The organism is Saccharothrix sp. 6-C (assembly GCF_016695385.1).
Lineage (GTDB): Bacteria > Actinomycetota > Actinomycetes > Mycobacteriales > Pseudonocardiaceae > Actinosynnema > Actinosynnema texasense.
Genome location: NZ_CP064192.1, coordinates 8,701,172 through 8,719,578, shown reverse-complemented (window position 1 = coordinate 8,719,578; position 18,407 = coordinate 8,701,172). Strand labels below are relative to the sequence as shown.

Genomic DNA, 18,407 nt, shown 5'->3' with positions numbered 1-18,407 from the left:
GGCGCTGATCCGCCAGAAGGCGGAACGCGCTCAACCATGCCGCCGCGTCTCGACAGGAGGGACGAGGTGGACGAGACCCTGGCCCGCGCGGGCATTTTCCAGGGGGTTGAACAGGCCGCAGCGGAGGCGCTGGCGCAGACGCTGGAGTCTGTTGAATTCCCGCGTGGCCACGTGATCTTCGCGGAAGGCGAGCCGGGCGACCGGCTCTACATCATCCAGTCCGGCAAGGTGAAGATCGGCCGCAAGTCGCCGGACGGCCGGGAGAACCTCTTGGGGATCTTCGGACCGTCGGACATGTTCGGCGAGCTGTCGATCTTCGACCCCGGTCCGCGCACGTCCACCGCGACCACGGTGACCGAAGTGCGCGCGGTCAGCATGGACCGCCCAGCGCTGCGGCAGTGGATCACCAACCGGCCGGAGATCGCCGAGCAGCTGCTGAGGGCCTTGGCCCGCAGGCTGCGCCGGACGAACTCCATGCTGGCCGACCTGATCTTCACCGACGTGCCCGGCCGGGTCGCCAAGGCGTTGCTGCAGCTCGCGCAGCGCTTCGGCAGCCAGGAGGCCGGTCTGCTGCGGGTCACCCACGACCTGACGCAGGAGGAGATCGCCCAGTTCGTCGGCGCTTCGCGCGAGACGGTGAACAAGGCCCTGGCCGACTTCGCCCACCGCGGTTGGCTGCGACTGGAGGGCAAGAGCGTGCTGATCCTGGACCCGGAGCGCCTGGCCCGCCGCGCCCGCTGACAGCACCGCCGGAGAGAACAACAAGACCGGGCGCCGCCCCCGACGCGGCGCACCGGTCTTGTTGCCGCACGGCCCATCCCCCGACAGACCGCGCCTTCCACACCTCCGGCACCCGCAGGCCCCGACCCTCGTGGCACCGGAAGGAGGCTTGGTTACCCGCTGCTACCGCGCTCGAAACGGCCGGCGGGACCGGCGGCGACGTGGCGGTGGCTTCTTCCACGATCGCACGCCACCTCCCCCGCAACTCAAGCCCGTTCACCCTCAAGGACCCTCTGTTCAGCGGTTTCTCCAGGTGGTTTCACCCGGTCATCCCAGTGTTGTAATCGAACTGCAACCCACCGCCGGCCGATGGGCGGTCCAAGACCGTTTTCCGGCCCGGTGACGGATCACACCGCGCAGTGACTGGTACGCGCGTACCAGTGCGAGGCATACTGGTACGCATGTCCCACTCTGCCCGCCTCTCCGACTACCGCACCGCCCTCACCACCCCCGGCATGCGCGGCCCCGTGGTCGCGTCCCTGCTCGCCCGCCTGCCGATCGCGATGGTCGGGTTGTCGCTGCTGCTCTACGTGCAGCGCGAGACCGGCTCGTTCGCCGCGGCGGGTCTGGTGTCGGCGTCGTCGTTGGTGGGTGTCGCGGTCGGGTCGATCGTGCAGGGCAGGCTGATGGACCGGCACGGGCCGACCCGCCCGCTGCTCGGCGCGGTGGCGCTGTTCGCGGGTTTCGTGGCGTTGGCGATCGGCGCGGTCGAGGCCGGCGCCGCGCTGGCCGTGCTGGTGCCGGTGGCGTTCCTGGTCGGGATCACCGAGCCGATGGTCGGCTCCGCGTCCCGCGCCCTGTGGTCGCAGGTGCTGCCCGCCGGGCCGGCGCGGCTGGCCGGGTACGCCTACGAGGCGATCAGCATGGAGGTCTTCTTCATCCTCGGCCCCGGTCTGGCCGGACTGCTGGTCACGGCGCCGTGGGCGGGGACCGGCGTGGTCATCGGCGCGGTGTCGATGGCGGTCGGCGCGCTGTGGTTCGCGTTGAACCCGACCGTGCGCGGTGTCCGGCCGGAGCCCATGAGGCGGAACCTGCTCGGCGCGTTGGCGTCACCCGGCATGCGCACGGTCGCGTTGGCCGCGCTGGGCTTCGGCGTGACGATCGGGTTCATCGAGGTGGCCGTCCCCGCCGCCGCCGCGCAGGCCGGTCACGTCGGCGTGGGCGGGCTGCTGCTGAGCCTGTGGTCGGTCAGCTCGGTGCTGTTCGGCATCCTGTACTCGATGCGCCCGTTCCCGCGGCCGATGCACCTGCGGCTGCCCGTGCTGCTGGGCGGCTTCGCGGTGCTGTCGCTGCTGCTCGCCGTGCCGACGACGTTGATCGGCCTGGGTGCGGCGCTGTTCGTGGTCGGCACCCTGATCACCCCGCAGGCCACCACCCACTCGGCCGCGATCGAGCAGGTCGCGCCCGCCGGGACGGCCACCGAGGCGTTCGGCTGGGTGGTGACGGCGGTGACGGTCGGGTTGGCGATCGGCCAGTCGGCGAGCGGTCAGCTGGTCGAGTCCCACGGCACCAGCGCGGCCTTCCTCGCCGCCGCCGGCTCCGGCCTGGTGATCGCGGTCCTGGTCTGGCTCTTCCGCCGCACGGTCGCCGCCGGCGTCCCCGTGCGGCGGGACGAGCTCGCCCTCGTCTCCCGCTGACCCGGTCTCTCGTCGGCGAGTGGCCACCGACCGGGAATTGTCGGTGGTCGGGTCTACCTTCACCGGCATGGACCTGACCGCCACCACCGCCGACCTCGCCGCCGCCGCCGCCGACGTCGCCCGCCTCCTGCCGACCAGGGTGTACGACCCGGTGCTGGCGGGTCTGGTGCTGCGCGCGTCCGCCGGCGGGGTCGAGCTGGCGGGCAGCGACCGCGAACACGCCGTCCGCCTGACCCGTGCGGCGACCGTGCACACCGACGGCGCCGTGGTGGTCCCCGCCCGCCCCCTGGCCGACACCCTCCGCGGCCTGGAAGACCCCCAGGTCAGGCTGGTCGTCGAAGGGTCCCGCCTGGCCATCCGCACGTCGACCGCCCGCTTCGCCCTGCCCCTGCTGGACCTCGCCTCCCACCCCGGCATCCCCCCGCTGCCCCCGGCCGTGGGCGCGCTCCCCGCCCGGACCCTGACCGCCGCCCTGACCCCGGTGTCGTCGGCCGCGTCGAAGGACGACGCGCTGCCGATGTTCACGGGCGTGCGGATGCACAGCGCGCCGGGCGGCCGGCTGGAGCTGATCGCCACCGACCGCTACCGCATGGCGTTCGCTTCACTGCCGTGGTCGCCGACGGGTGAGCTGGACGTCCTGGCGCCGGCGGTGGTGCTGGCCGAGGCGTCCAGGCAACCGGACCGCGAGGCGGAGGTGACGGTGCACGCCGACGCCGACCGCATCGCCCTGTCCTGGCCGGGCGGGAGCGTGAGCACGGCGCTGTTGGCGGCGCCCTTCCCCGACGATCGAGTGCGGAAGCTGCTGGAGGCGGTCATCGACAGCATGGTGGTGGTGGAGGCCGACGTGCTGGCCGGCGCGGTGCGACGCGCGGTCCCGTACGCCGGTCCGCACGGCTCGGTCACCATCCAGGTGGACGACGGCGAGCTGCGGGTGCGCGGCAGCGATCCCCAGAGCGGCGAGTCCGAGGAGTCGGTCAAAGCCACCATCGACGGCAACCGCGTGACCAAGACCTTCCAGGCCAAGTACCTGTCCGACGCCCTGCGCGCCTTCAGCGGCCGCCGGGTCGAACTCCGGATCCAGGACGGCCTGCGCTCCACCGTTCTGACGAGCCAGGCAGGTCCGGACGGAGTAGAACTGACCTACCTGGTAGTCCCCCTCCGAACCGTCTCCTAGCCACCGACCGCCGACCGCCGACACGATCGGGTGATCATTGCCCGAAAATGTACGGAAACACCGTTACCGCACCTCGGTTGAAAACCAGCGGAACGCCTCGACCACCACCCACCTCCACCACCCCGGAGCCGCCCACCAAGCCACCCACCCGAACCCCACCCCTCACTCGGGCCCGGCCACCTGCCTCACATCGGCACCCCAAGCCCACATCGCATCCAGCACACCACGCAGCGCACGCCCACGACCCGTGAGCGAGTACCGCACCCGGCTGGGCCACCCCGGCTCACGCACCCGCACCACGACGCCGCACGCGACGAGCTGAGCCAGCCGATCGCCGAGCACCTTGTCCGACAACGCCGGCAGGGCAGCGGCCAAGTCGCCGAACGCCCGCTCGCCCGCGAACAGCTCCCGCACCACCAACGTCGTCCACCGGCCGCGCAACGCCCGCAACGTGATCTCCACCGGGCAGTCGGGCACCGGGTGGTCGACCTCGCCGTGCGGGTCGCCCGCCCAGGCGCTGGACGGGGCGCAGGCCATGACGGAGGCCCCCGCGGCTTGGGCGGCGTCAAGGGGATCACCGGCGGCAAGCGCGGCGGCGTCGCGAGCGGTGACGTCGCGAGCGGTGACGTCGCGAGCGGCGGCGTCGCGGGCGGCGGCGTCGGCACTGGTGGCGGCGGCCTCGACAGGCTCGGGGTGCGGCACGGTACGAACCGTTTGGTTGGTCACGCAGCGTCCTCCTAGCGTCACCCGCATGATCGCCCGTACTCCTGAAGAGTTGCCCGTGCTGTTCGCCCAGGCCTTCAACGCCGGCGACCCCAGCGGCCTCTACGAGCCCGGCGCCCGGCAGCCTGCCGAGCTCGCCGACCACCTCGCTCTCACCCAACCGATGACCGTCGTCACCCGAAAGGTGATCACGAGGGGTGATCTGGCTCTGCTCATCGTCGACTGGCGCGTCGGCGACGTCACCGGCACGGCGACCGATGTCGCCCGATGGAGCCCGGACGGCGGTTGGTTGTACGCGATCGACAACCCGTCAGGCGTCGCGTAGGTACTCCAACTGCGCCCGCACCGACCACTCCGCCGCCGGCCACAACGACCGGTCGACGTCGGCGTACACGGCCTCCACCACCTGACGTGCCGAAGGCGCACCGCCCAACGCCGCCACCGCCGCTTTGACCTGCGCCAACCGCTGTTCCCGGTGCACGAGGTACCCGCCGGCGGCGGCCACCACGTCCGGCAGTTCCGGCCCATGCCCCGGCAACCCGATCGTGCCCGCCGGAAGTGTGGTCAACAGCCGCAACGACGCCAGGTAGTCACCGAGCCGCCCGTCCGGGTGGGCGACCACGGTCGTTCCCCGCCCCAGCACCGTGTCCCCGGTCAGCACCGCGTCGTCCAGCAGGAAGCACACCGAATCAGCCGTGTGCCCCGGCGTGGGCAGCACCCGGAGCGACAACCCGGCCGCCGAGATCACGTCCCCTTCCGCCAACCCCTCCCCGCCCAGCCGGAACGCCGGATCCACCGACCGCACGGGCGCGTCCACCTGTCGCCCGAACGAACGTGCCCCATCCGAATGGTCAGGGTGACCGTGCGTCAGCAGCACGACTTCGACGGGGGCTTCCAGCGCGATCCGCCCCAGGTGCACGGCATCCGCCGGCCCCGGGTCGACCACGACGCAGGACGCCGACCCGGGCGCGCGCAGCACCCAGGTGTTCGTCCCCTCCAGCGTCATCATCCCGGGGTTCTCCGCGAGCAGCACCGCCGCCGTGGGCGTGACCTGCCGCAGCACCCCGTAAGCCGGCCCGCTCACGGCACGACCACCCGGAACACCGAGCCTTCCCGCACCAGCTTCGGGATCACCTTCGACACGGTCCGGGGCGCGTCCAGCACCGCCGACACCGATCCCAGCTCGTCCAACTCCGCCAACGTCACCCAGGTGGGCGGCATCAAGGCCCGCCGCCCGTCCTTCCAGTCCGCCATGGCCTCCGCGGGCCGCTGCCACGCCGCGTCGGAGGCTTCGGTGGTCACCCCGTCGGCGCTCTGCCCCTCGGGCAGCACGGCCACGAAGAAGTACGTGTCGTACCGCCGGGGCTCTTCCGCCGGTGTCAACCAGTTCGCCCACGGTCGCAGCAGGTCGGCCCGCAGCACCAGCCCTTCCGAGGCCAGGAACTGCGCCAACGACAGCTCCCGCGCCACCAACGCCGCCCGCGCCGAGGCGTAAGCGGCCGTGTCGGCCACCACCGTTGACGAGGAGGGCCCGGCCAGCAGCACCCCGGACTCCTCGAACGTCTCCCGCACCGCCGCGCACACCAGCGCCGTGGCCAGCTCGACCGAGCACCCGAACCGCGCGGCCCACCAGGACGGCGGCGGTCCGCTCCACGCCACCGACGTGTCCGCGTCGCGCCGGTCGACCCCGCCGCCGGGGAACACCGTCATGCCGCCCGCGAACGCCATCCCGGCCACCCGCCGCAGCAGGAACGCCTCCAGGCCCGCCGCGCCGTCACGCACCAGCACCACGGTCGCCGCGTCACGGGGTTCCACCGGCGGCCCGGTGAGGTCCTGGGTCACCATCGAGGCGGGCAACACGAGTTCATCGGGGAGTTCGCGCACGACCCGAGCCTACGAGGATCATCCGCGTGTGGACACCACGCGCAAAGGCTGCCTCCTCAACGTCCTGCTGTTCGTCGGGGGCGCGATCCTCGGCACGGCCCTGACGGCGACGGCCGCCGTGATCCTCTTCCTCCCCGGCAGCACGACGACCAGCACGGACGAGGGCTCGCCGAACGTGTACGTGAAGGAGCGGTCGAGCCTGGTCGGCGGCACGCGGCACGAGGTGTGGCTCGGCCGGACCGCCGACTACGGCCACGTCGTCGTGATCCCGAACGGCTGGGACACCACGCCCGAGGTCGACCGCCGCCCGGAGGGCGTGGAGCTGAGGTTCGACAACGGCGGCCGGATCTTCGTGCCCGAGGCGAGCTACGTCGGTGGCCGATGAAAGGCAGGATGGGCCGAGTGGACGAACAGCTGCGCGTAGGACTCATCGGTGCCGGCCCGTGGGCGACCACGGTGCACGCACCGGTCATCGCCGAGCACCCCGGCACCCGCCTGACCACGATCTGGGCCCGTCGCGCGGAGGCGGCGGCCGAGCTGGCCGAGGCTCACGACGCGACCACCGCCGGGTCCCCGGACGAGCTGATCGCCGACGTGGACGCGGTCGCGTTCGCCGTGCCGCCCGAGGTGCAGGCGGAGATCGCCGTCAGGGCCGCCGAGCAGGGCAAGCACCTGATCCTGGAGAAGCCGATCGCGGCCACCTTGCAGGACGCGGAACGTCTCGCCGACGCCGTCAAGGCGAACGACGTCGCCTCCCTGGTCGTCCTCACCAAGCGCTACGCCCCCGAGACCCGCGAGCAGTTGGCGCAGCTCGAGCAGCAAGGCGGCTGGGTGGGTGGCAGCGCGCGCTGGCTGACCGGGGCGTTGCTGGGCGGTCCGTTCTCCCAGTCGCCGTGGCGGCACGAACGCGGCCCGTTGGACGACATCAGGCCGCACGCGTTCGACCTGCTGGACGCCACCCTGGGCACGATCACCGACGTCATCGCGGCGGACGAGTCCGAGCACGGCCTGTGGCAGATCGTGTTCCGGCACGAGGGCGGCGCGACGAGCGTGGCCACGATGACCATGAAGTTGCCGCTCGAACCGAGCATCGCCGAGGTGATCGTCTACGGCGAGCACGGCCACCGGGTGCTGGCCGACCGGGGCACGACCGCGCAGCAGGCGTTCACCAACCTGCTGGACGACTTCGTGGCCATGGTCGACAGCGGCACGACGGAGCACCCGCTGGACGTCCGCCGCGGCCTGCACCTTCAGCGGGTCATCGACCTGGCTCGGCGGAAAGCCGGCGCGTGAGGGCAGTTCGGCCCTGCCGTCCCCTCACCGGGGACGACAGGGCCGAGTCGGAGAACTGCTAGCCGGGGTACTTGCCGTTCGTCGGCTTGGGCGCCCCGTTGACGTACTCGGGGCCGCCCGGCCACGACTGCTGCTCCCGCTGCGCCAGCTCTTCGTGCAGCTGCTGCAACAACGCCCGTTCCCGGTCGCTGAGCTTGGCGTCCACGGTCGGCGGCAGCTGCACGGCGGCGGGCGGCTGCCCCTCCGCCAGCGCGGCCTGCAACGCGGCCAGGTCGTCGGGTCCGAGTTCCGTGGTGACCTCGGCCCGCGACAGCGGGTGGTCGTCCGGGAACGCGAACATCGGCGCGGGCCGCGGCTGCTCGATCACGGGAGGCGGTTCGGGAACCGCTTCCCGGACCACCGGGGCCTCCTCGACGCGCGCCTGGTCCGGGCGGACTTCCTCGACGCGGACTTCCTCGACGTGAACGCCGTCCACGCGAACGCCGTCCACGCGGATGTCCTCCGCGCGGATGTCCTCCACCCGGGCGTCCTCCACCCGCATGTCCTCGACGTGGACGTCCTCGACGCGCTCTTGCTCGACGTGGACGTCCTCGACCGGCTCGCGCACCGGCAACCGCTTCACCGGTTTGGGCGGGAACGGCTGCACGCCTTCGTAGGACTCGACGCGCGCCCGACGTGACTTGGAGCCGTTCTGGGGTTCGGCAGGCACCGGTTCCGGCTCGATCACCGGTGCCTGGTCCCGCGGTTCACCGTCGAACCACGTGGTCGGGTCCGGTGGTGGCTGCGGGCTCGTCGACCCCGACGGGAAGAACACCTCGCGCGCCGTGGTGACGGCCGCCGCGTGGTACTCGCCGAGCTGCGTGCCCGCGGTCAGCACCTCGACCGCCGCGCGGATGCCCGCCTTGCGCAGCACGGTGTCCACCCGGTAGGCGGTGGCCGGCGCGAATCCCGCCGGGCCGATGTCGACCAGGACGACCCGCTGCGGCAGCGGTCCGGGCGTCGCGCCGGCCGGGCTGGACCGCCACGTGGCGCGCACGCCGCGCACGTCCGGCAGCACCGACACGGTCTTGCCCAGCACGTCGCCGAGGCCTTCGGCCGGGTCGGACTCCACGCTGAACCGGTGCTTGACCACCGGCACGCGCTCGACCGCGAACAGCCGGTCCGCCAGCGACCGGTCCGAGCGGACCTCGCCGAGCAGCCAGCCGATCTCGTGGCGTTCCTCCGGTGACACCGGGATGCGGCCGGCCAGCAGGCAGCCGACGACCAGCTCCACGGCTCTGTCCAGCTCAGCGACCGCCAGCAGCTCCCGAGCCTGTGTCAACGCGTCGTCGTCGACACGTCCGGCCAACGCCAACAGGAGGTCGTGTAAACGGACGGGGAGTCCCACTCCGTCGTTCGTCACGCCTGTTCTCCTTCCGGCCCGCGCGGGAGCGCCGAGCTCTATACGGGCACCAGGTGCCCGTCGGCGTCGGCGCCGGCGCACACCAGCTCCGATGCCGCCAACGCCGCCCTGTGGTAGGGCGGCAGGTCCAGTCCGGCGGGCAGGACCTCAACGCACGGGTCGTGCTCGCCGAGCGCCCGCAGCACCCGCTGGAGCTCACCGGTCAACCGGGCTTCGCCGGTCGTGGCGGTGACCAGGATCAGCCTCCTGGGTTCGCCTTCGCCCAGTCGCCACGAGGACCGGACTTCGCCGACCCCGAGGCGACCGCGCAAGGTCGCTCCGAGCACCACGGTCGCGGAATCACCCATCGACACCCGATCGGGTGATTCCGGGGAGAAGGTGTAGCCGGATTCGGGGAGTTCGTCCAGCCCTTTGACAGAACTGATCGTGGACCGGTCGGCCCCGTGCGGCACGAGGGCGTCCGCCAGCAGGCGCTGCTCGTAGTCCGTCAGACCGATCCTGTCGTGCAGCAACGTGCGCGGGAGGACTCGCGCGAGCACCGGGACGGCGTCCGTGGCGGCCCAGTCGCGGAACCTCCACATGAGGTCGTCCGGCAGCCGCCCGGCGAGCCTCAGCAACAGCTCGTGGCACGTGTCCGACATCTCACTCCCCGATCTCGACGATCAGTTCCACCTCGACCGGCGCGCCCAGCGGCAGCTCGGCCACGCCGACCGCGGCCCGCGCGTGCCGCCCGGCCTCACCGAACACCTCGCCGAGCAGGTCGGAGGCGCCGTTGATGACGGCGGGCTGGCCGGTGAAGCCCTCGGCGGAGGCGACGAAGCCGACGAGCTTGACGACGCGCACGACCTTGTCCAGGCCGACGAGCGCGTCGATGGCGGCCAGCGCGTTCAGCGCGCAGGTACGGGCGTGCGCCTTGGCCTCCTCGGGGCTGACGTCGCCGCCGACCTTGCCGGTGGCCGCGAGCGAGCCCTTGACGAACGGCAGCTGCCCGGACGTGAAGACCAGCTGCCCGGTGCGGGCGGCGGGGACGTAGGCCGCGACCGGGGCCGCGACCTCGGGCAGTTCGACACCCAGCTCGGCCAGGCGTGCCGTCCAGCTCATGCCTTGGGCCGCTTCAGGTAGGCGACGTGCTGCTCACCGCTCGGGTTCGGCAGCACGGTGACCAGCTCCCAGCCGTCGTCACCCCACTGGTCCAGGATCGCCTTGGTGGCGTGGATCAACAGCGGGACGGTCGCGTACTCCCACTTCTGCATGGGCCGCAGCCTAGCGGGACGTCGAAGGGGGGCACCCGTCCGAGTACCCCCATTCGTGTCACGCCGTGCTCAGACCCGAGACCGCTTCACATCAGCCAGGAACGCGGAGAAGGCCCGCACGCCGAACTCCAACGTCCCGCCGTCCCGGTTCTTGGTGTCCCGCACCCCGGCGACCTGCCCACCGATCGCCAACTCGACGCACTGCGCCGCAGAACCACTTCGGCTGCTCTTCCGCCAAGTCCGGTTGATCATCAGTCTCCTAGCGCGTCCCGTACTGCCCTGATGAGGCTCACGGAGTCCTGCACCGTGAGCGCCAGGCGCGCCGCGTCCTCCCAGACCGCCGACAGCACCTCGGCTTCCTCATCTTCTACGGGGACCATCCCGGTCAGGGCTTCCACATAGGCGGCACGCGGCTCGTCCGACTGGTCGAAGTCGAGCAGGAACATCGCCCCGACCTGCGCGCCGTACGCCCCCACCGAGTACGGCAGGACCCGGATCGTCACGTTCGGCCGCCCTCCCACGGCCACGAGGTGGTCCAGTTGCCCCCTCATCACCTCGGGGCCGCCGACCAGGCGGCGGAGCGCGGCCTCGTCGATCAACGCGTGGTACTCGACCGGGTTCTCCTTGGTCAGCGCCGCCTGGCGGTCGTGGCGCTCGGCCGCCGCGCGGGAATCCCAACTCTCGCCGACGATCTGCCGGTGAGTGGACCTCGCGACCGCCTCGGCGTAACCGGCGGTCTGGAGGAGGCCGGGGACCAGGGCCGAGTCGAGGGTCCGCTCGCGCACCGCCTCCAGCTCGTCCATCCGGAACCGCTTGTAGCCGGCGGGCAGGTCGCGGGCGTGCTCGATCGCGGACGGGTCGACGTCGGCGACCTCCCAGAGCTGGAGCGCCCGGGTCTTCTCCTCCGGGGTCGCGCCGATCACGTCGAGCACCATCGACAGCGCGGGCCAGCGCGCCAGTGCCTCGCCGGACAGCATCCGGGTGATCGTCGGGCGGGACACGCGCGACCGCTTGACCACCTCGTCCACCTTGAGGCCGGACCTGTCCAGGATCGGGCGGATGTGCCGTCCGAGGCGTCGCTTGCCGCGCGTCGAGCCGATAGCCATTGGATCACCCTAACCACTCAGCGTGACGGGACGTACCTCGAACTTCACTCGTTCGATTTCAGAGATTTGAACTGCTCGAACGGTAGCATTCAGCCATGGAAGACGCAGAAGTGGTCGCGGAGGCACCGAAGCTGTTCGCGATCGTCCAGGAGGCCGCCGAGGACGGGTGGGTCGCGGCGTGGGGCCTGGACTTCGGGAACGGCACGGCGGAGGTGACGGGGCCCGACGGCGGTCCGGGCCTGCGGATCTCGACCACGAGCGCGGAGCGGGCGCTCTGGTACTTCGCGATCGACCGGACGGCGCGGGCGCGCCTGGTGTGGGTGGAGCGGGAGGAGGTGGTGCGGGAGCCCCAAAGCGTGACGTGACTGGGCGATCACACGGCGCTAGCGTTGATCACGTGGAAACGTGGCGGATCGTCGCCACCAGCGCGTTCCTGCTGGGCGGGCTGGTGATGATCCTGGTCGGCATGGCGCAGGCGCGGGATCGCAAGGGCGCCAGGCGGTCCGACGTGATGCGGGCCCTGCTGGTCGGGGCGGTGACCGTCGCGGTCGTGGCGGTGCTGATCGCGTACGTGCTGCCGTCGGTCCTGGCCTGGGGCGTCGTCGCGGCGACCGCCATCGGGGTGGTGTTCGTCACCATGTGGGACTGACCGTGGCGGGCGGCGTGGCCAGCGGTTCTCAGGGCAGCGCGCATAGGCTGATCCGGTGAACGGCTGGACCGACGAACTCACCCGGGCGCGGCTGCACGTGGTGACGGGCAAGGGCGGGACCGGCAAGACCACGGTCGCCGCCGCGCTCGCGCTGGCGCTGGCCACCGGCGGACGGCGCGTGCTGCTGGTGGAGGTGGAGAACCGGCAGGGCATCGCGCAGTTGTTCGACCGCGCGCCGCTGCCGTACTCCGAGGAGCGGATCGCGTCCGCGCCCGGCGGCGGCGAGGTGCGCGCGCTCGCGGTGGACCCCGAGGCGGCGCTGCTCGAATACCTCGACATGTTCTACAACCTCGGCTTCGCCGGCCGGACGTTGAAGAAGATGGGCGCGATCGAGTTCGCCACCACGTTGGCCCCCGGCCTGCGGGACGTGCTGCTCACGGGCAAGGTCAAGGAATGCGTGCGCCGCGCGGGCAAGACCGGTCGGCACGAGTACGACGCCGTCGTGCTCGACGCGCCGCCGACCGGCCGGGTGGTGCGGTTCCTGGACGTCACCAGGGCCATGGCCGACCTCGCCAAGGTCGGGCCGATCAAGGGCCAGAGCGACGGCGTGGTCAAGCTGCTGCACTCCGGTGACACGGCGGTGCACCTGGTGGCGCTGCTCGAGGAGATGCCGGTGCGGGAGACGTTGGACGCGGTGGCCGACCTGGACGCCGCGGACCTGCGTCCGGGCGCGGTGTTCGTGAACCGGGTCAGCCAGCCGCGGCTGCCCGCGCGGTCGGTCGCGTCGGCCTCCGAGGGGCGGGTCGACCTCGGCCGGGTGCGTGCCGGGCTGGAAGCGGCGGGCCTCGACGTGGACGGCGACGTGCTCGACGGGCTGGTCGAGCAGACCGTCGAACACGCGTTGCGCGTGCGCATGGAGGAACGGGCGAAGGAGAAGCTGGCCGAGGCGGACCTGCCGACGCTGCAACTGCCGGAGGTGACCGACGGGGTGGACGTGGCCGCGCTCTACGAGCTGGCCGAGGTGCTGGTCGGGCGGGGTGTCCGGTGAACCGGCTCGACGTGGACGCGTTGCTGGACGACCCGGCGACCCGGGTGCTGGTGTGCTGCGGGTCCGGTGGCGTCGGCAAGACGACCACGGCGGCGGCGCTCGCCGTGCGGGCAGCCGAACGCGGCAGGCGCGCCGTCGTGCTGACCATCGACCCGGCGCGCCGGCTGGCGCAGTCGCTGGGCCTCGGTGAGCTGGACAACCAGCCGCGGCGCGTCGACGTGGACGGGGTCAAGGGCGAGCTGCACGCGATGATGCTGGACATGCGCCGCACGTTCGACGACATGGTGTGGCAGCACGCCGGCCGGGAACGGGCCGAGCAGATCCTGGCGAACCCGTTCTACCAGACGATCTCCACGTCGTTCTCCGGCACGCAGGAGTACATGGCGATGGAGAAGCTGGGCCAGCTGGTCGAACGCGACGAGTGGGACCTGGTCGTCGTGGACACCCCGCCGAGCCGGTCGGCGCTGGACTTCCTGGACGCGCCGCAGCGGCTGTCGACGGTGCTGGACGGCAAGCTGATCCGGATGCTGTCGGCGCCCGCCCGGGCGGGCGGGCGCGGCATCCGCAAGATCGTGGGCGCGGGCTTCGGCCTGTTCACCAAAGCCGTGTCCACCATCGTCGGCGGCCAACTCCTGCAGGACGCGTCGACGTTCGTGCAGGCGTTCGACAGCATGTTCGGTGGCTTCCGGCAACGCGCCCAGGCCACCTACGAGCTGCTGCGATCACCCGGAACCGGATTCCTGGTGGTCGCGGCGGCCGAACCGGACGCGTTGCGCGAAGCCAGCTACTTCGTGGAGCGGTTGAGCGCGGAACGGATGCCGTTGACCGGCCTGGTCGCGAACCGGACGCACCCGGTGCTGGCCCCCTTGCCGGCACCAGGCGCGTTGGCGGCGGCGGACCGGCTCGAGCGCACTGGGGACGCTCCGCTGGCTGCCGCGGTGTTGCGGGTGCACGCGGATCGCGTGGCCGTCGCCGATCGGGAGAAGCGACTGCTCGCGCGGTTCACCCGTGCGCACCCCGGTGTTCCGCTGATCGGGGTGCCCGCGCTGCCCACCGACGTGCACGACCTGGACGGCCTGCACGAGATCGGTCGGCGGTTGGCGGGCGAGTAGGGAAGCCCGGCCGACTAGCTGTTCTGTCCTGTGAGGTTGGGGACGCGGGTGGCGGGTGGTTGGCCGCCCAGTGCGGTGTGGCCGCGGTGGTGATTGTAGGTGTGCAGCCATCGCGGCAGCGCGGCTCGTCGTTCGGTCTCGCTGAGGTATGCCTCGGCGTAGGCCCATTCGTCGAGCAGGGTGCGGTTGAAGCGTTCGACCTTGCCGTTGGTCTGGGGTCGGTAGGGGCGGGTGCGTTTGTGGGTGATGCCGGTGTGGGTGAGGGTGTCGCGCCACAGGTGTGAGCGGTAGCAGGAGCCGTTGTCGGTCAGCACCCGCTTCACCGTCACCCCGGCGGCCCGGAAGAACGCGTTGGCCCTGGTCCAGAACGCGGCGGCGGTTTCCCTGGTCTCGTCGGGCAGGATCTCGGTGTAGGCCAGCCTGCTGTGGTCGTCCACGGCGTTGTGCAGGTAGGCGTAGCCGAGGTTGGGGCGGCCGTGGACCCTGCGGGGCCTGTCCGGGTCGCGGTGGGCGGAGCTGTTGCGGCCGCTGGCGGCACGTCCGTGGACCTTGTGGCCGCCGCCGTCGGGGATGTTGCCCAGCTTCTTGATGTCGACGTGGACCAGGGCGCCGGGTGCGGCGTGTTCGTAGCGGCGCACCGGGGCGGCGGTGGCCCGGTCCAGATGCGCCAGGCGGGCCAGGCCGAAGCGGCGCAGCACCCGGTGCACGGTGGAGGGGTTCAGGCCGAGCAGGTAGGCGATGCGGGCCGGACCCCAGCGGCGGGCCAGGCGGACCTTCACGATCCGGCGTTCACGGCGGGTGGGCAGGCGGCGCGGGCTGTGGTGCGGGCGGCTGGAACGGTCGACCAGACCCGCCTCGCCCAGTTCGCGGTAGCGGGAGGCCCAACGGGCGGCGGTGGTCGGCGAGACCTGGAACCGCTCGGCCGCGCGTCGCAGCGGCCACCCGTCCTGCACGACACACCGGGCCAGGCGCAGCCGGCCCGCCGGGGTCAGGGGTGCGTTAGCGTGGGTCACGAGGGCCTCCGTCGGTCAGGCGCAGACGTCGCAATCCACACCGAACCCGGAGGCCCTCCCTCATTCCAACATCATCCGACTACGTGTCGGACCGCCCACAACCTCCCAGGGCAGTACAACTAGCCGACCGCGGACTCCTCGTGGTGCTCCTGACGTGCCGTGTCGAGGAGCTCGTGCCATGAGGTGACGTCCGGGCGACGCCGCAGCAACGCCCGCCGTTCACGCTCCGTCATGCCGCCCCACACACCGAACTCGATCCGGTTGTCCAGGGCCTCGGCGAGGCACTCGGTGCGCACCGGGCATCCCAGGCACACCACCTTCGCCTTGCGCTGCTCCGCCCCGCGCACGAAGAGCTGGTCCGGCTCTTCATCACGGCACGAGGCCTTGATCCGCCAATCCCCCTGCACCTGCTGCATATCCCCCACCTCAGTTCACACAGTGCCCAGAGCTTCTAAATCCGCCACACCCCTGCCGCGGATGCCGTAGGCTCACCATCGAGTGGTAGCGCCGTCGGCTGCTGTCTTGGACAGTGACGGACTGTAGAGCCTTCCGGTTCCACCTCCAACCCTGGGTTGCCCACCTGTTACCTGTCTTGAGTACGAGTACTCATCCTGCGTAATCAACTGTGCGCGAATCCGATCACCCCTTCAGGTGCCGCGTACGCTGACCTGCATGCGAGCCAGGAACGGCGTGCTGAAACTGCTCGGCCTGTGTCTGCTAGCCGGAGTGCTGCTGGCAGGCATGTTGTTCCCTGTCGTCGGCTCGCTGGGAGTCGTGTCGAACAGCGCCAGCGACACGGTCGACAGCATCTCGGCCGACCTGGTCACCACCGACCCGCCGTTGATCTCCACGATCACGGACAAGGACGGCGCGCCGATCGCCTACCTCTACGACCAGTACCGGGTGCTCGTCACACCCGAGATGATCTCGCCGACGATGAAGGCCGCGCTGGTCTCCGTCGAGGACCGGCGGTTCTACGAGCACCAGGGCGTGGACTGGCGGGGCACGATCCGGGCCGGGCTGACGAACCAGTTCAGCGGCTCCGTCACGCAGGGCGCGTCCACGCTCACGCAGCAGTACGTGAAGAACTACCTCGTGCACGTCGTCGCGCGCAACAACCAGGTCGAGCAGCAGAAGGCGCAGGAGCAGACGGTCGCGCGCAAGGCGCGCGAGTGGCGCATCTCGTTGCAGCTGGAGAGCCAGCTCGGCAAGGAGGAGATCCTCGCCCGGTACCTGAACGTGGTGCCGTTCGGCTCGACGATCTACGGCATCGCGGCGGCGTCGCAGGCGTACTTCAACACCACGGCGGACAAGCTGACCGTGCCGCAGGCGGCGATGCTCGCGGGCATGGTCAACAGCCCGTCGGCGCTGGACCCGGAGGTGTTCCCGGAGAAGGCGTTGGAGCGGCGCAACCAGGTGATCGACAAGATGGTCGAGAACGACAAGCTGTCGCGTGACGCCGCCGCGGCCGCGAAAGCCGAACCGCTCGGTCTGGCGACACCGGTGCGGACGCCGCCCAGCGGGTGCGTCGGAGCCGGGCCGGAGCACGGGTTCTTCTGCTCGTACGTGCTGAACTACTTGGCGCGCAACGGTTTCAGCCAGGAGCAGCTGAAGACCGGCGGTTACACGATCCGGACCACTTTGGACCGTGCGATCACCGATCACGCGAAGCGGGCGGCGGAGGCTCAGGTCGCGAAGTCGACCGACGGGATCGCGAACACGATGGCGGTCGTGCGGCCGGGCAAGGAGCGGCACGAGGTCGTGGCGCTGGTGGCGAACCGCGACTACGGGTTGAAGGCCGACCAGTTCCAGACGCAGTTCGACCTGCCGTCCGGGGTGGAGAACAAGTTCGGGGCCGGGTCGGTCTACAAGGTGTTCACGGCCGCGGCGGCGTTGGAGAAGGGCATGGGCATCGAGAACACGATGGCCACGCCGAACTCGTACGTGTCGCGGGTGTTCAAGGGAGGCGGCGACAAGTGCCCGCCGGCGCCCGAGCCGAACACGCGGTGGTACTGCCTGGGCAACGCGTCGTCGACGTACCCGGCGCAGATGTCGTTGCAGACGGCGTTGCAGACCTCGCCGAACACCGGGTTCGTGATCCTGGAAGAGCAGCTGGGCATGGACCCGGTGGTGGACATGGCGTCCCGGTTGGGGATGCGCGAGACGATGGCGACGAACATCGCGGGCGTGCGCCCGGACGCGAAGGCGAAGAGCAAGGAGCTGCGGGTCTCGCAAACCGAGTTCTACAAGTCCAACGGCGGCAACGCCTCGTTCACGTTGAGCCCGGCGCCGGTGAGCACGTTGGAGCTGGCGAACGTCGCGGCGACGATCATGAGCGGCGGCGTGTGGTGCCCGCCGTCCCCGATCGCCCAGGTCGTGGACCGCGCCGGCCAGCCCGTGCCGGTCAACGAGGCGCCGTGCGAGCAGGTCGTGGCCGAGCCCCTGGCGAACGGCCTGGCCGTGGGCATGTCGAAGGACGACCAAGGCGGCGGCACCGCCGCCGCCGCGGCCCGCCAGTTCAAGTGGACCCGGCCGATGCTGGGCAAGACGGGGACGACCGAGGACTACAAGTCGGCCGCGTTCATCGGCGCGACCCCCGACTTCGCCGGCGCCGTGCAGACCTTCAACGACGGCGTCGAACCACGCGGCATCTGCGTCAACGGCGGCCCGCCGCGCTTGTGCGGCAAGGGCGACATCTACGGCGGCACGGTGCCCGCGCGCACGTGGTTCGACACGATGACCAGGGTCCACGACGGGCTGCCGGTGCGCGGCATGCCGGCCGTCGAGGAGCGCTACCTCAAGGGCGGCAACGAGATCCGCGTCCCCGACGTGGTCGGCCGGAACGTCAACGACGCCACCCGGGTCCTCGAACAGGCCGGCTACAAGGTCTCCGCGCAGAACCGCAACTCGGAGCAGGCCAAGGGGCAAGTGGTCGGCCAAACCCCCCGCGGCAGCGCCCTGAAGGGCACCGTGATCACCCTGCTGGTCTCCACGGGCTACGTCCCGCCACCGCAGGCGACCGAGCCGCCGCCGACCACCGAACCGCAGAACCCGGGCCAAGGTCAACCGGGCCGCCCCGGCGATCCCGGCAACCCGACCGGGCCACCGCAGATCACCATTCCCACCGACCCACCGCGCCGCTGACCCGTCCCACCCGGCCCGGCCCTGTCCAAGCCACCACCGTGTCGGCCTCGGGGTGGGGGTCGTCGGGTGGTTTCGGGGCTCCGCTGGTTTTCAACCGAGGTACGAGAACAGTGTTTCCGTACATTCTCGGGCGATGTTCACCCGATCGTGTCGACCTGACCGTCCTCGACCCCTGGAGTCGTGGAGTGC

Annotated in this window: 22 protein-coding genes; 11 read left to right on the top strand and 11 right to left on the bottom strand. The window is 71.3% G+C overall.

All coding sequences use genetic code 11. The features are described 5' to 3' along the window. Window positions 1-66 precede the first annotated feature (66 nt). The 3 genes from IOD16_RS38245 (at window position 67) to dnaN (ending at window position 3,591) form a co-directional block, all read left to right on the top strand. Entirely contained in the window at window positions 67-741 is a 675-nt protein-coding gene (locus IOD16_RS38245; protein WP_033441932.1) for a Crp/Fnr family transcriptional regulator, read from the top strand. 440 nt (window positions 742-1,181) lie between these two features. Continuing rightward, window positions 1,182-2,417, top strand: a complete 1,236-nt coding sequence (locus tag IOD16_RS38240; RefSeq protein WP_201438196.1) for an MFS transporter — start codon at window positions 1,182-1,184, stop codon at window positions 2,415-2,417. Window positions 2,418-2,484: 67 nt separating this feature from the next. After that, on the top strand, window positions 2,485-3,591 hold the full coding sequence (gene dnaN, locus IOD16_RS38235) for a DNA polymerase III subunit beta (RefSeq protein WP_201438195.1): 1,107 nt from the start codon (window positions 2,485-2,487) through the stop codon (window positions 3,589-3,591). A 162-nt stretch (window positions 3,592-3,753) separates the two neighbouring features. Here dnaN and IOD16_RS38230 read toward each other — a convergent pair whose 3' ends face one another. After that, on the bottom strand, window positions 3,754-4,317 hold the full coding sequence (locus tag IOD16_RS38230; RefSeq protein ID WP_236594618.1) for a winged helix-turn-helix transcriptional regulator: 564 nt from the start codon (window positions 4,315-4,317) through the stop codon (window positions 3,754-3,756). 25 nt (window positions 4,318-4,342) lie between these two features. On the opposite strand from IOD16_RS38230, the gene IOD16_RS38225 reads away from it, so the two are divergent. Then, complete coding sequence (locus IOD16_RS38225; protein WP_201438194.1) at window positions 4,343-4,639, top strand: hypothetical protein; 297 nt, start codon at window positions 4,343-4,345, stop codon at window positions 4,637-4,639. Here the strand turns inward: IOD16_RS38225 and IOD16_RS38220 are convergent. Beyond that, complete coding sequence (locus IOD16_RS38220; protein WP_201438193.1) at window positions 4,625-5,398, bottom strand: MBL fold metallo-hydrolase; 774 nt, start codon at window positions 5,396-5,398, stop codon at window positions 4,625-4,627. The genes IOD16_RS38225 and IOD16_RS38220 overlap by 15 nt on opposite strands. Then, complete coding sequence (locus IOD16_RS38215; protein WP_201441745.1) at window positions 5,395-6,159, bottom strand: NUDIX hydrolase; 765 nt, start codon at window positions 6,157-6,159, stop codon at window positions 5,395-5,397. Before IOD16_RS38215 ends, IOD16_RS38220 begins: the two co-directional genes overlap by 4 nt. Window positions 6,160-6,226: 67 nt before the next feature. Here IOD16_RS38215 and IOD16_RS38210 point away from each other — a divergent pair, with 67 nt between their 5' ends. Both IOD16_RS38210 and IOD16_RS38205 read left to right on the top strand, forming a co-directional pair. Continuing rightward, a complete protein-coding gene (locus IOD16_RS38210) occupies window positions 6,227-6,583 on the top strand; it encodes a hypothetical protein (protein ID WP_201438192.1) in 357 nt (118 codons plus the stop codon). An 8-nt stretch (window positions 6,584-6,591) separates the two neighbouring features. Then, window positions 6,592-7,491: a Gfo/Idh/MocA family protein gene (locus IOD16_RS38205; protein ID WP_201438191.1), complete on the top strand. Its 900-nt coding sequence runs from the start codon at window positions 6,592-6,594 to the stop codon at window positions 7,489-7,491. Between the two features lie 58 nt (window positions 7,492-7,549). Here the strand turns inward: IOD16_RS38205 and IOD16_RS38200 are convergent, their stop codons facing one another. The 6 genes from IOD16_RS38200 to IOD16_RS38175 all read right to left on the bottom strand — a co-directional run bounded on the left by IOD16_RS38200 (window position 7,550) and on the right by IOD16_RS38175 (window position 11,252). Further along, window positions 7,550-8,893 (bottom strand): hypothetical protein, encoded by a 1,344-nt coding sequence (locus IOD16_RS38200; RefSeq protein WP_201438190.1) that lies wholly within the window; start codon window positions 8,891-8,893, stop codon window positions 7,550-7,552. A gap of 38 nt (window positions 8,894-8,931) precedes the next feature. Beyond that, the gene (locus tag IOD16_RS38195) at window positions 8,932-9,534 is read right to left on the bottom strand and encodes a hypothetical protein (protein WP_123744583.1); all 603 of its coding nucleotides are present in this window, start codon (window positions 9,532-9,534) and stop codon (window positions 8,932-8,934) included. Window position 9,535: 1 nt separating this feature from the next. Next, on the bottom strand, window positions 9,536-9,994 hold the full coding sequence (locus IOD16_RS38190; protein ID WP_123744584.1) for a RidA family protein: 459 nt from the start codon (window positions 9,992-9,994) through the stop codon (window positions 9,536-9,538). Then, window positions 9,991-10,146: a hypothetical protein gene (locus tag IOD16_RS38185; RefSeq protein WP_106616451.1), complete on the bottom strand. Its 156-nt coding sequence runs from the start codon at window positions 10,144-10,146 to the stop codon at window positions 9,991-9,993. Before IOD16_RS38185 ends, IOD16_RS38190 begins: the two co-directional genes overlap by 4 nt. Before the next feature lie 69 nt (window positions 10,147-10,215). Further along, window positions 10,216-10,398: a DUF397 domain-containing protein gene (locus IOD16_RS38180; RefSeq protein ID WP_201438189.1), complete on the bottom strand. Its 183-nt coding sequence runs from the start codon at window positions 10,396-10,398 to the stop codon at window positions 10,216-10,218. Beyond that, entirely contained in the window at window positions 10,398-11,252 is an 855-nt protein-coding gene (locus IOD16_RS38175; protein WP_201438188.1) for a helix-turn-helix domain-containing protein, read from the bottom strand. The genes IOD16_RS38180 and IOD16_RS38175 overlap by 1 nt, the downstream gene beginning before the upstream one ends. Window positions 11,253-11,347: 95 nt before the next feature. Between IOD16_RS38175 and IOD16_RS38170 the strand changes: the two genes are divergently transcribed. The 4 genes from IOD16_RS38170 to IOD16_RS38155 are packed head-to-tail and all read left to right on the top strand — an operon-like array spanning window position 11,348 to window position 14,061. Next, complete coding sequence (locus tag IOD16_RS38170) at window positions 11,348-11,617, top strand: hypothetical protein (protein WP_148088873.1); 270 nt, start codon at window positions 11,348-11,350, stop codon at window positions 11,615-11,617. A gap of 32 nt (window positions 11,618-11,649) precedes the next feature. Further along, entirely contained in the window at window positions 11,650-11,901 is a 252-nt protein-coding gene (locus IOD16_RS38165) for a hypothetical protein (RefSeq protein WP_123744587.1), read from the top strand. 55 nt (window positions 11,902-11,956) lie between these two features. Further along, window positions 11,957-12,949: an ArsA-related P-loop ATPase gene (locus tag IOD16_RS38160; RefSeq protein ID WP_201438187.1), complete on the top strand. Its 993-nt coding sequence runs from the start codon at window positions 11,957-11,959 to the stop codon at window positions 12,947-12,949. After that, window positions 12,946-14,061, top strand: coding sequence for an ArsA family ATPase (locus tag IOD16_RS38155; RefSeq protein ID WP_123744589.1), 1,116 nt, complete (start codon window positions 12,946-12,948; stop codon window positions 14,059-14,061). Before IOD16_RS38160 ends, IOD16_RS38155 begins: the two co-directional genes overlap by 4 nt. Before the next feature lie 14 nt (window positions 14,062-14,075). Here the strand turns inward: IOD16_RS38155 and IOD16_RS38150 are convergent, their stop codons facing one another. Together IOD16_RS38150 and IOD16_RS38145 are read right to left on the bottom strand one after the other, a co-directional pair. Then, complete coding sequence (locus tag IOD16_RS38150) at window positions 14,076-15,074, bottom strand: IS481 family transposase (protein WP_201438186.1); 999 nt, start codon at window positions 15,072-15,074, stop codon at window positions 14,076-14,078. Window positions 15,075-15,193: 119 nt separating this feature from the next. Then, complete coding sequence (locus IOD16_RS38145; RefSeq protein WP_123744590.1) at window positions 15,194-15,490, bottom strand: WhiB family transcriptional regulator; 297 nt, start codon at window positions 15,488-15,490, stop codon at window positions 15,194-15,196. A 256-nt stretch (window positions 15,491-15,746) separates the two neighbouring features. On the opposite strand from IOD16_RS38145, the gene IOD16_RS38140 reads away from it, so the two are divergent. Then, window positions 15,747-18,218, top strand: a complete 2,472-nt coding sequence (locus IOD16_RS38140) for a penicillin-binding protein (RefSeq protein ID WP_201438185.1) — start codon at window positions 15,747-15,749, stop codon at window positions 18,216-18,218. Window positions 18,219-18,407 lie beyond the last annotated feature (189 nt).

What these genes read in the sequence shown, in the direction of transcription:
- dnaN (WP_201438195.1), top strand. Translation starts at nt 2,485, where the DNA reads ATGGACCTGACCGCCACCACCGCCGACCTCGCCGCCGCCGCCGCCGAC.
- IOD16_RS38240 (WP_201438196.1), top strand. Translation starts at nt 1,182, where the DNA reads ATGTCCCACTCTGCCCGCCTCTCCGACTACCGCACCGCCCTCACCACC.
- IOD16_RS38175 (WP_201438188.1), bottom strand. Translation starts at nt 11,252, where the DNA reads ATGGCTATCGGCTCGACGCGCGGCAAGCGACGCCTCGGACGGCACATC.
- IOD16_RS38145 (WP_123744590.1), bottom strand. Translation starts at nt 15,490, where the DNA reads ATGCAGCAGGTGCAGGGGGATTGGCGGATCAAGGCCTCGTGCCGTGAT.
- IOD16_RS38205 (WP_201438191.1), top strand. Translation starts at nt 6,592, where the DNA reads ATGGGCCGAGTGGACGAACAGCTGCGCGTAGGACTCATCGGTGCCGGC.
- IOD16_RS38140 (WP_201438185.1), top strand. Translation starts at nt 15,747, where the DNA reads ATGCGAGCCAGGAACGGCGTGCTGAAACTGCTCGGCCTGTGTCTGCTA.
- IOD16_RS38215 (WP_201441745.1), bottom strand. Translation starts at nt 6,159, where the DNA reads ATGGTGACCCAGGACCTCACCGGGCCGCCGGTGGAACCCCGTGACGCG.
- IOD16_RS38190 (WP_123744584.1), bottom strand. Translation starts at nt 9,994, where the DNA reads ATGAGCTGGACGGCACGCCTGGCCGAGCTGGGTGTCGAACTGCCCGAG.
- IOD16_RS38180 (WP_201438189.1), bottom strand. Translation starts at nt 10,398, where the DNA reads ATGATCAACCGGACTTGGCGGAAGAGCAGCCGAAGTGGTTCTGCGGCG.
- IOD16_RS38170 (WP_148088873.1), top strand. Translation starts at nt 11,348, where the DNA reads ATGGAAGACGCAGAAGTGGTCGCGGAGGCACCGAAGCTGTTCGCGATC.
- IOD16_RS38185 (WP_106616451.1), bottom strand. Translation starts at nt 10,146, where the DNA reads ATGCAGAAGTGGGAGTACGCGACCGTCCCGCTGTTGATCCACGCCACC.
- IOD16_RS38225 (WP_201438194.1), top strand. Translation starts at nt 4,343, where the DNA reads ATGATCGCCCGTACTCCTGAAGAGTTGCCCGTGCTGTTCGCCCAGGCC.
- IOD16_RS38195 (WP_123744583.1), bottom strand. Translation starts at nt 9,534, where the DNA reads ATGTCGGACACGTGCCACGAGCTGTTGCTGAGGCTCGCCGGGCGGCTG.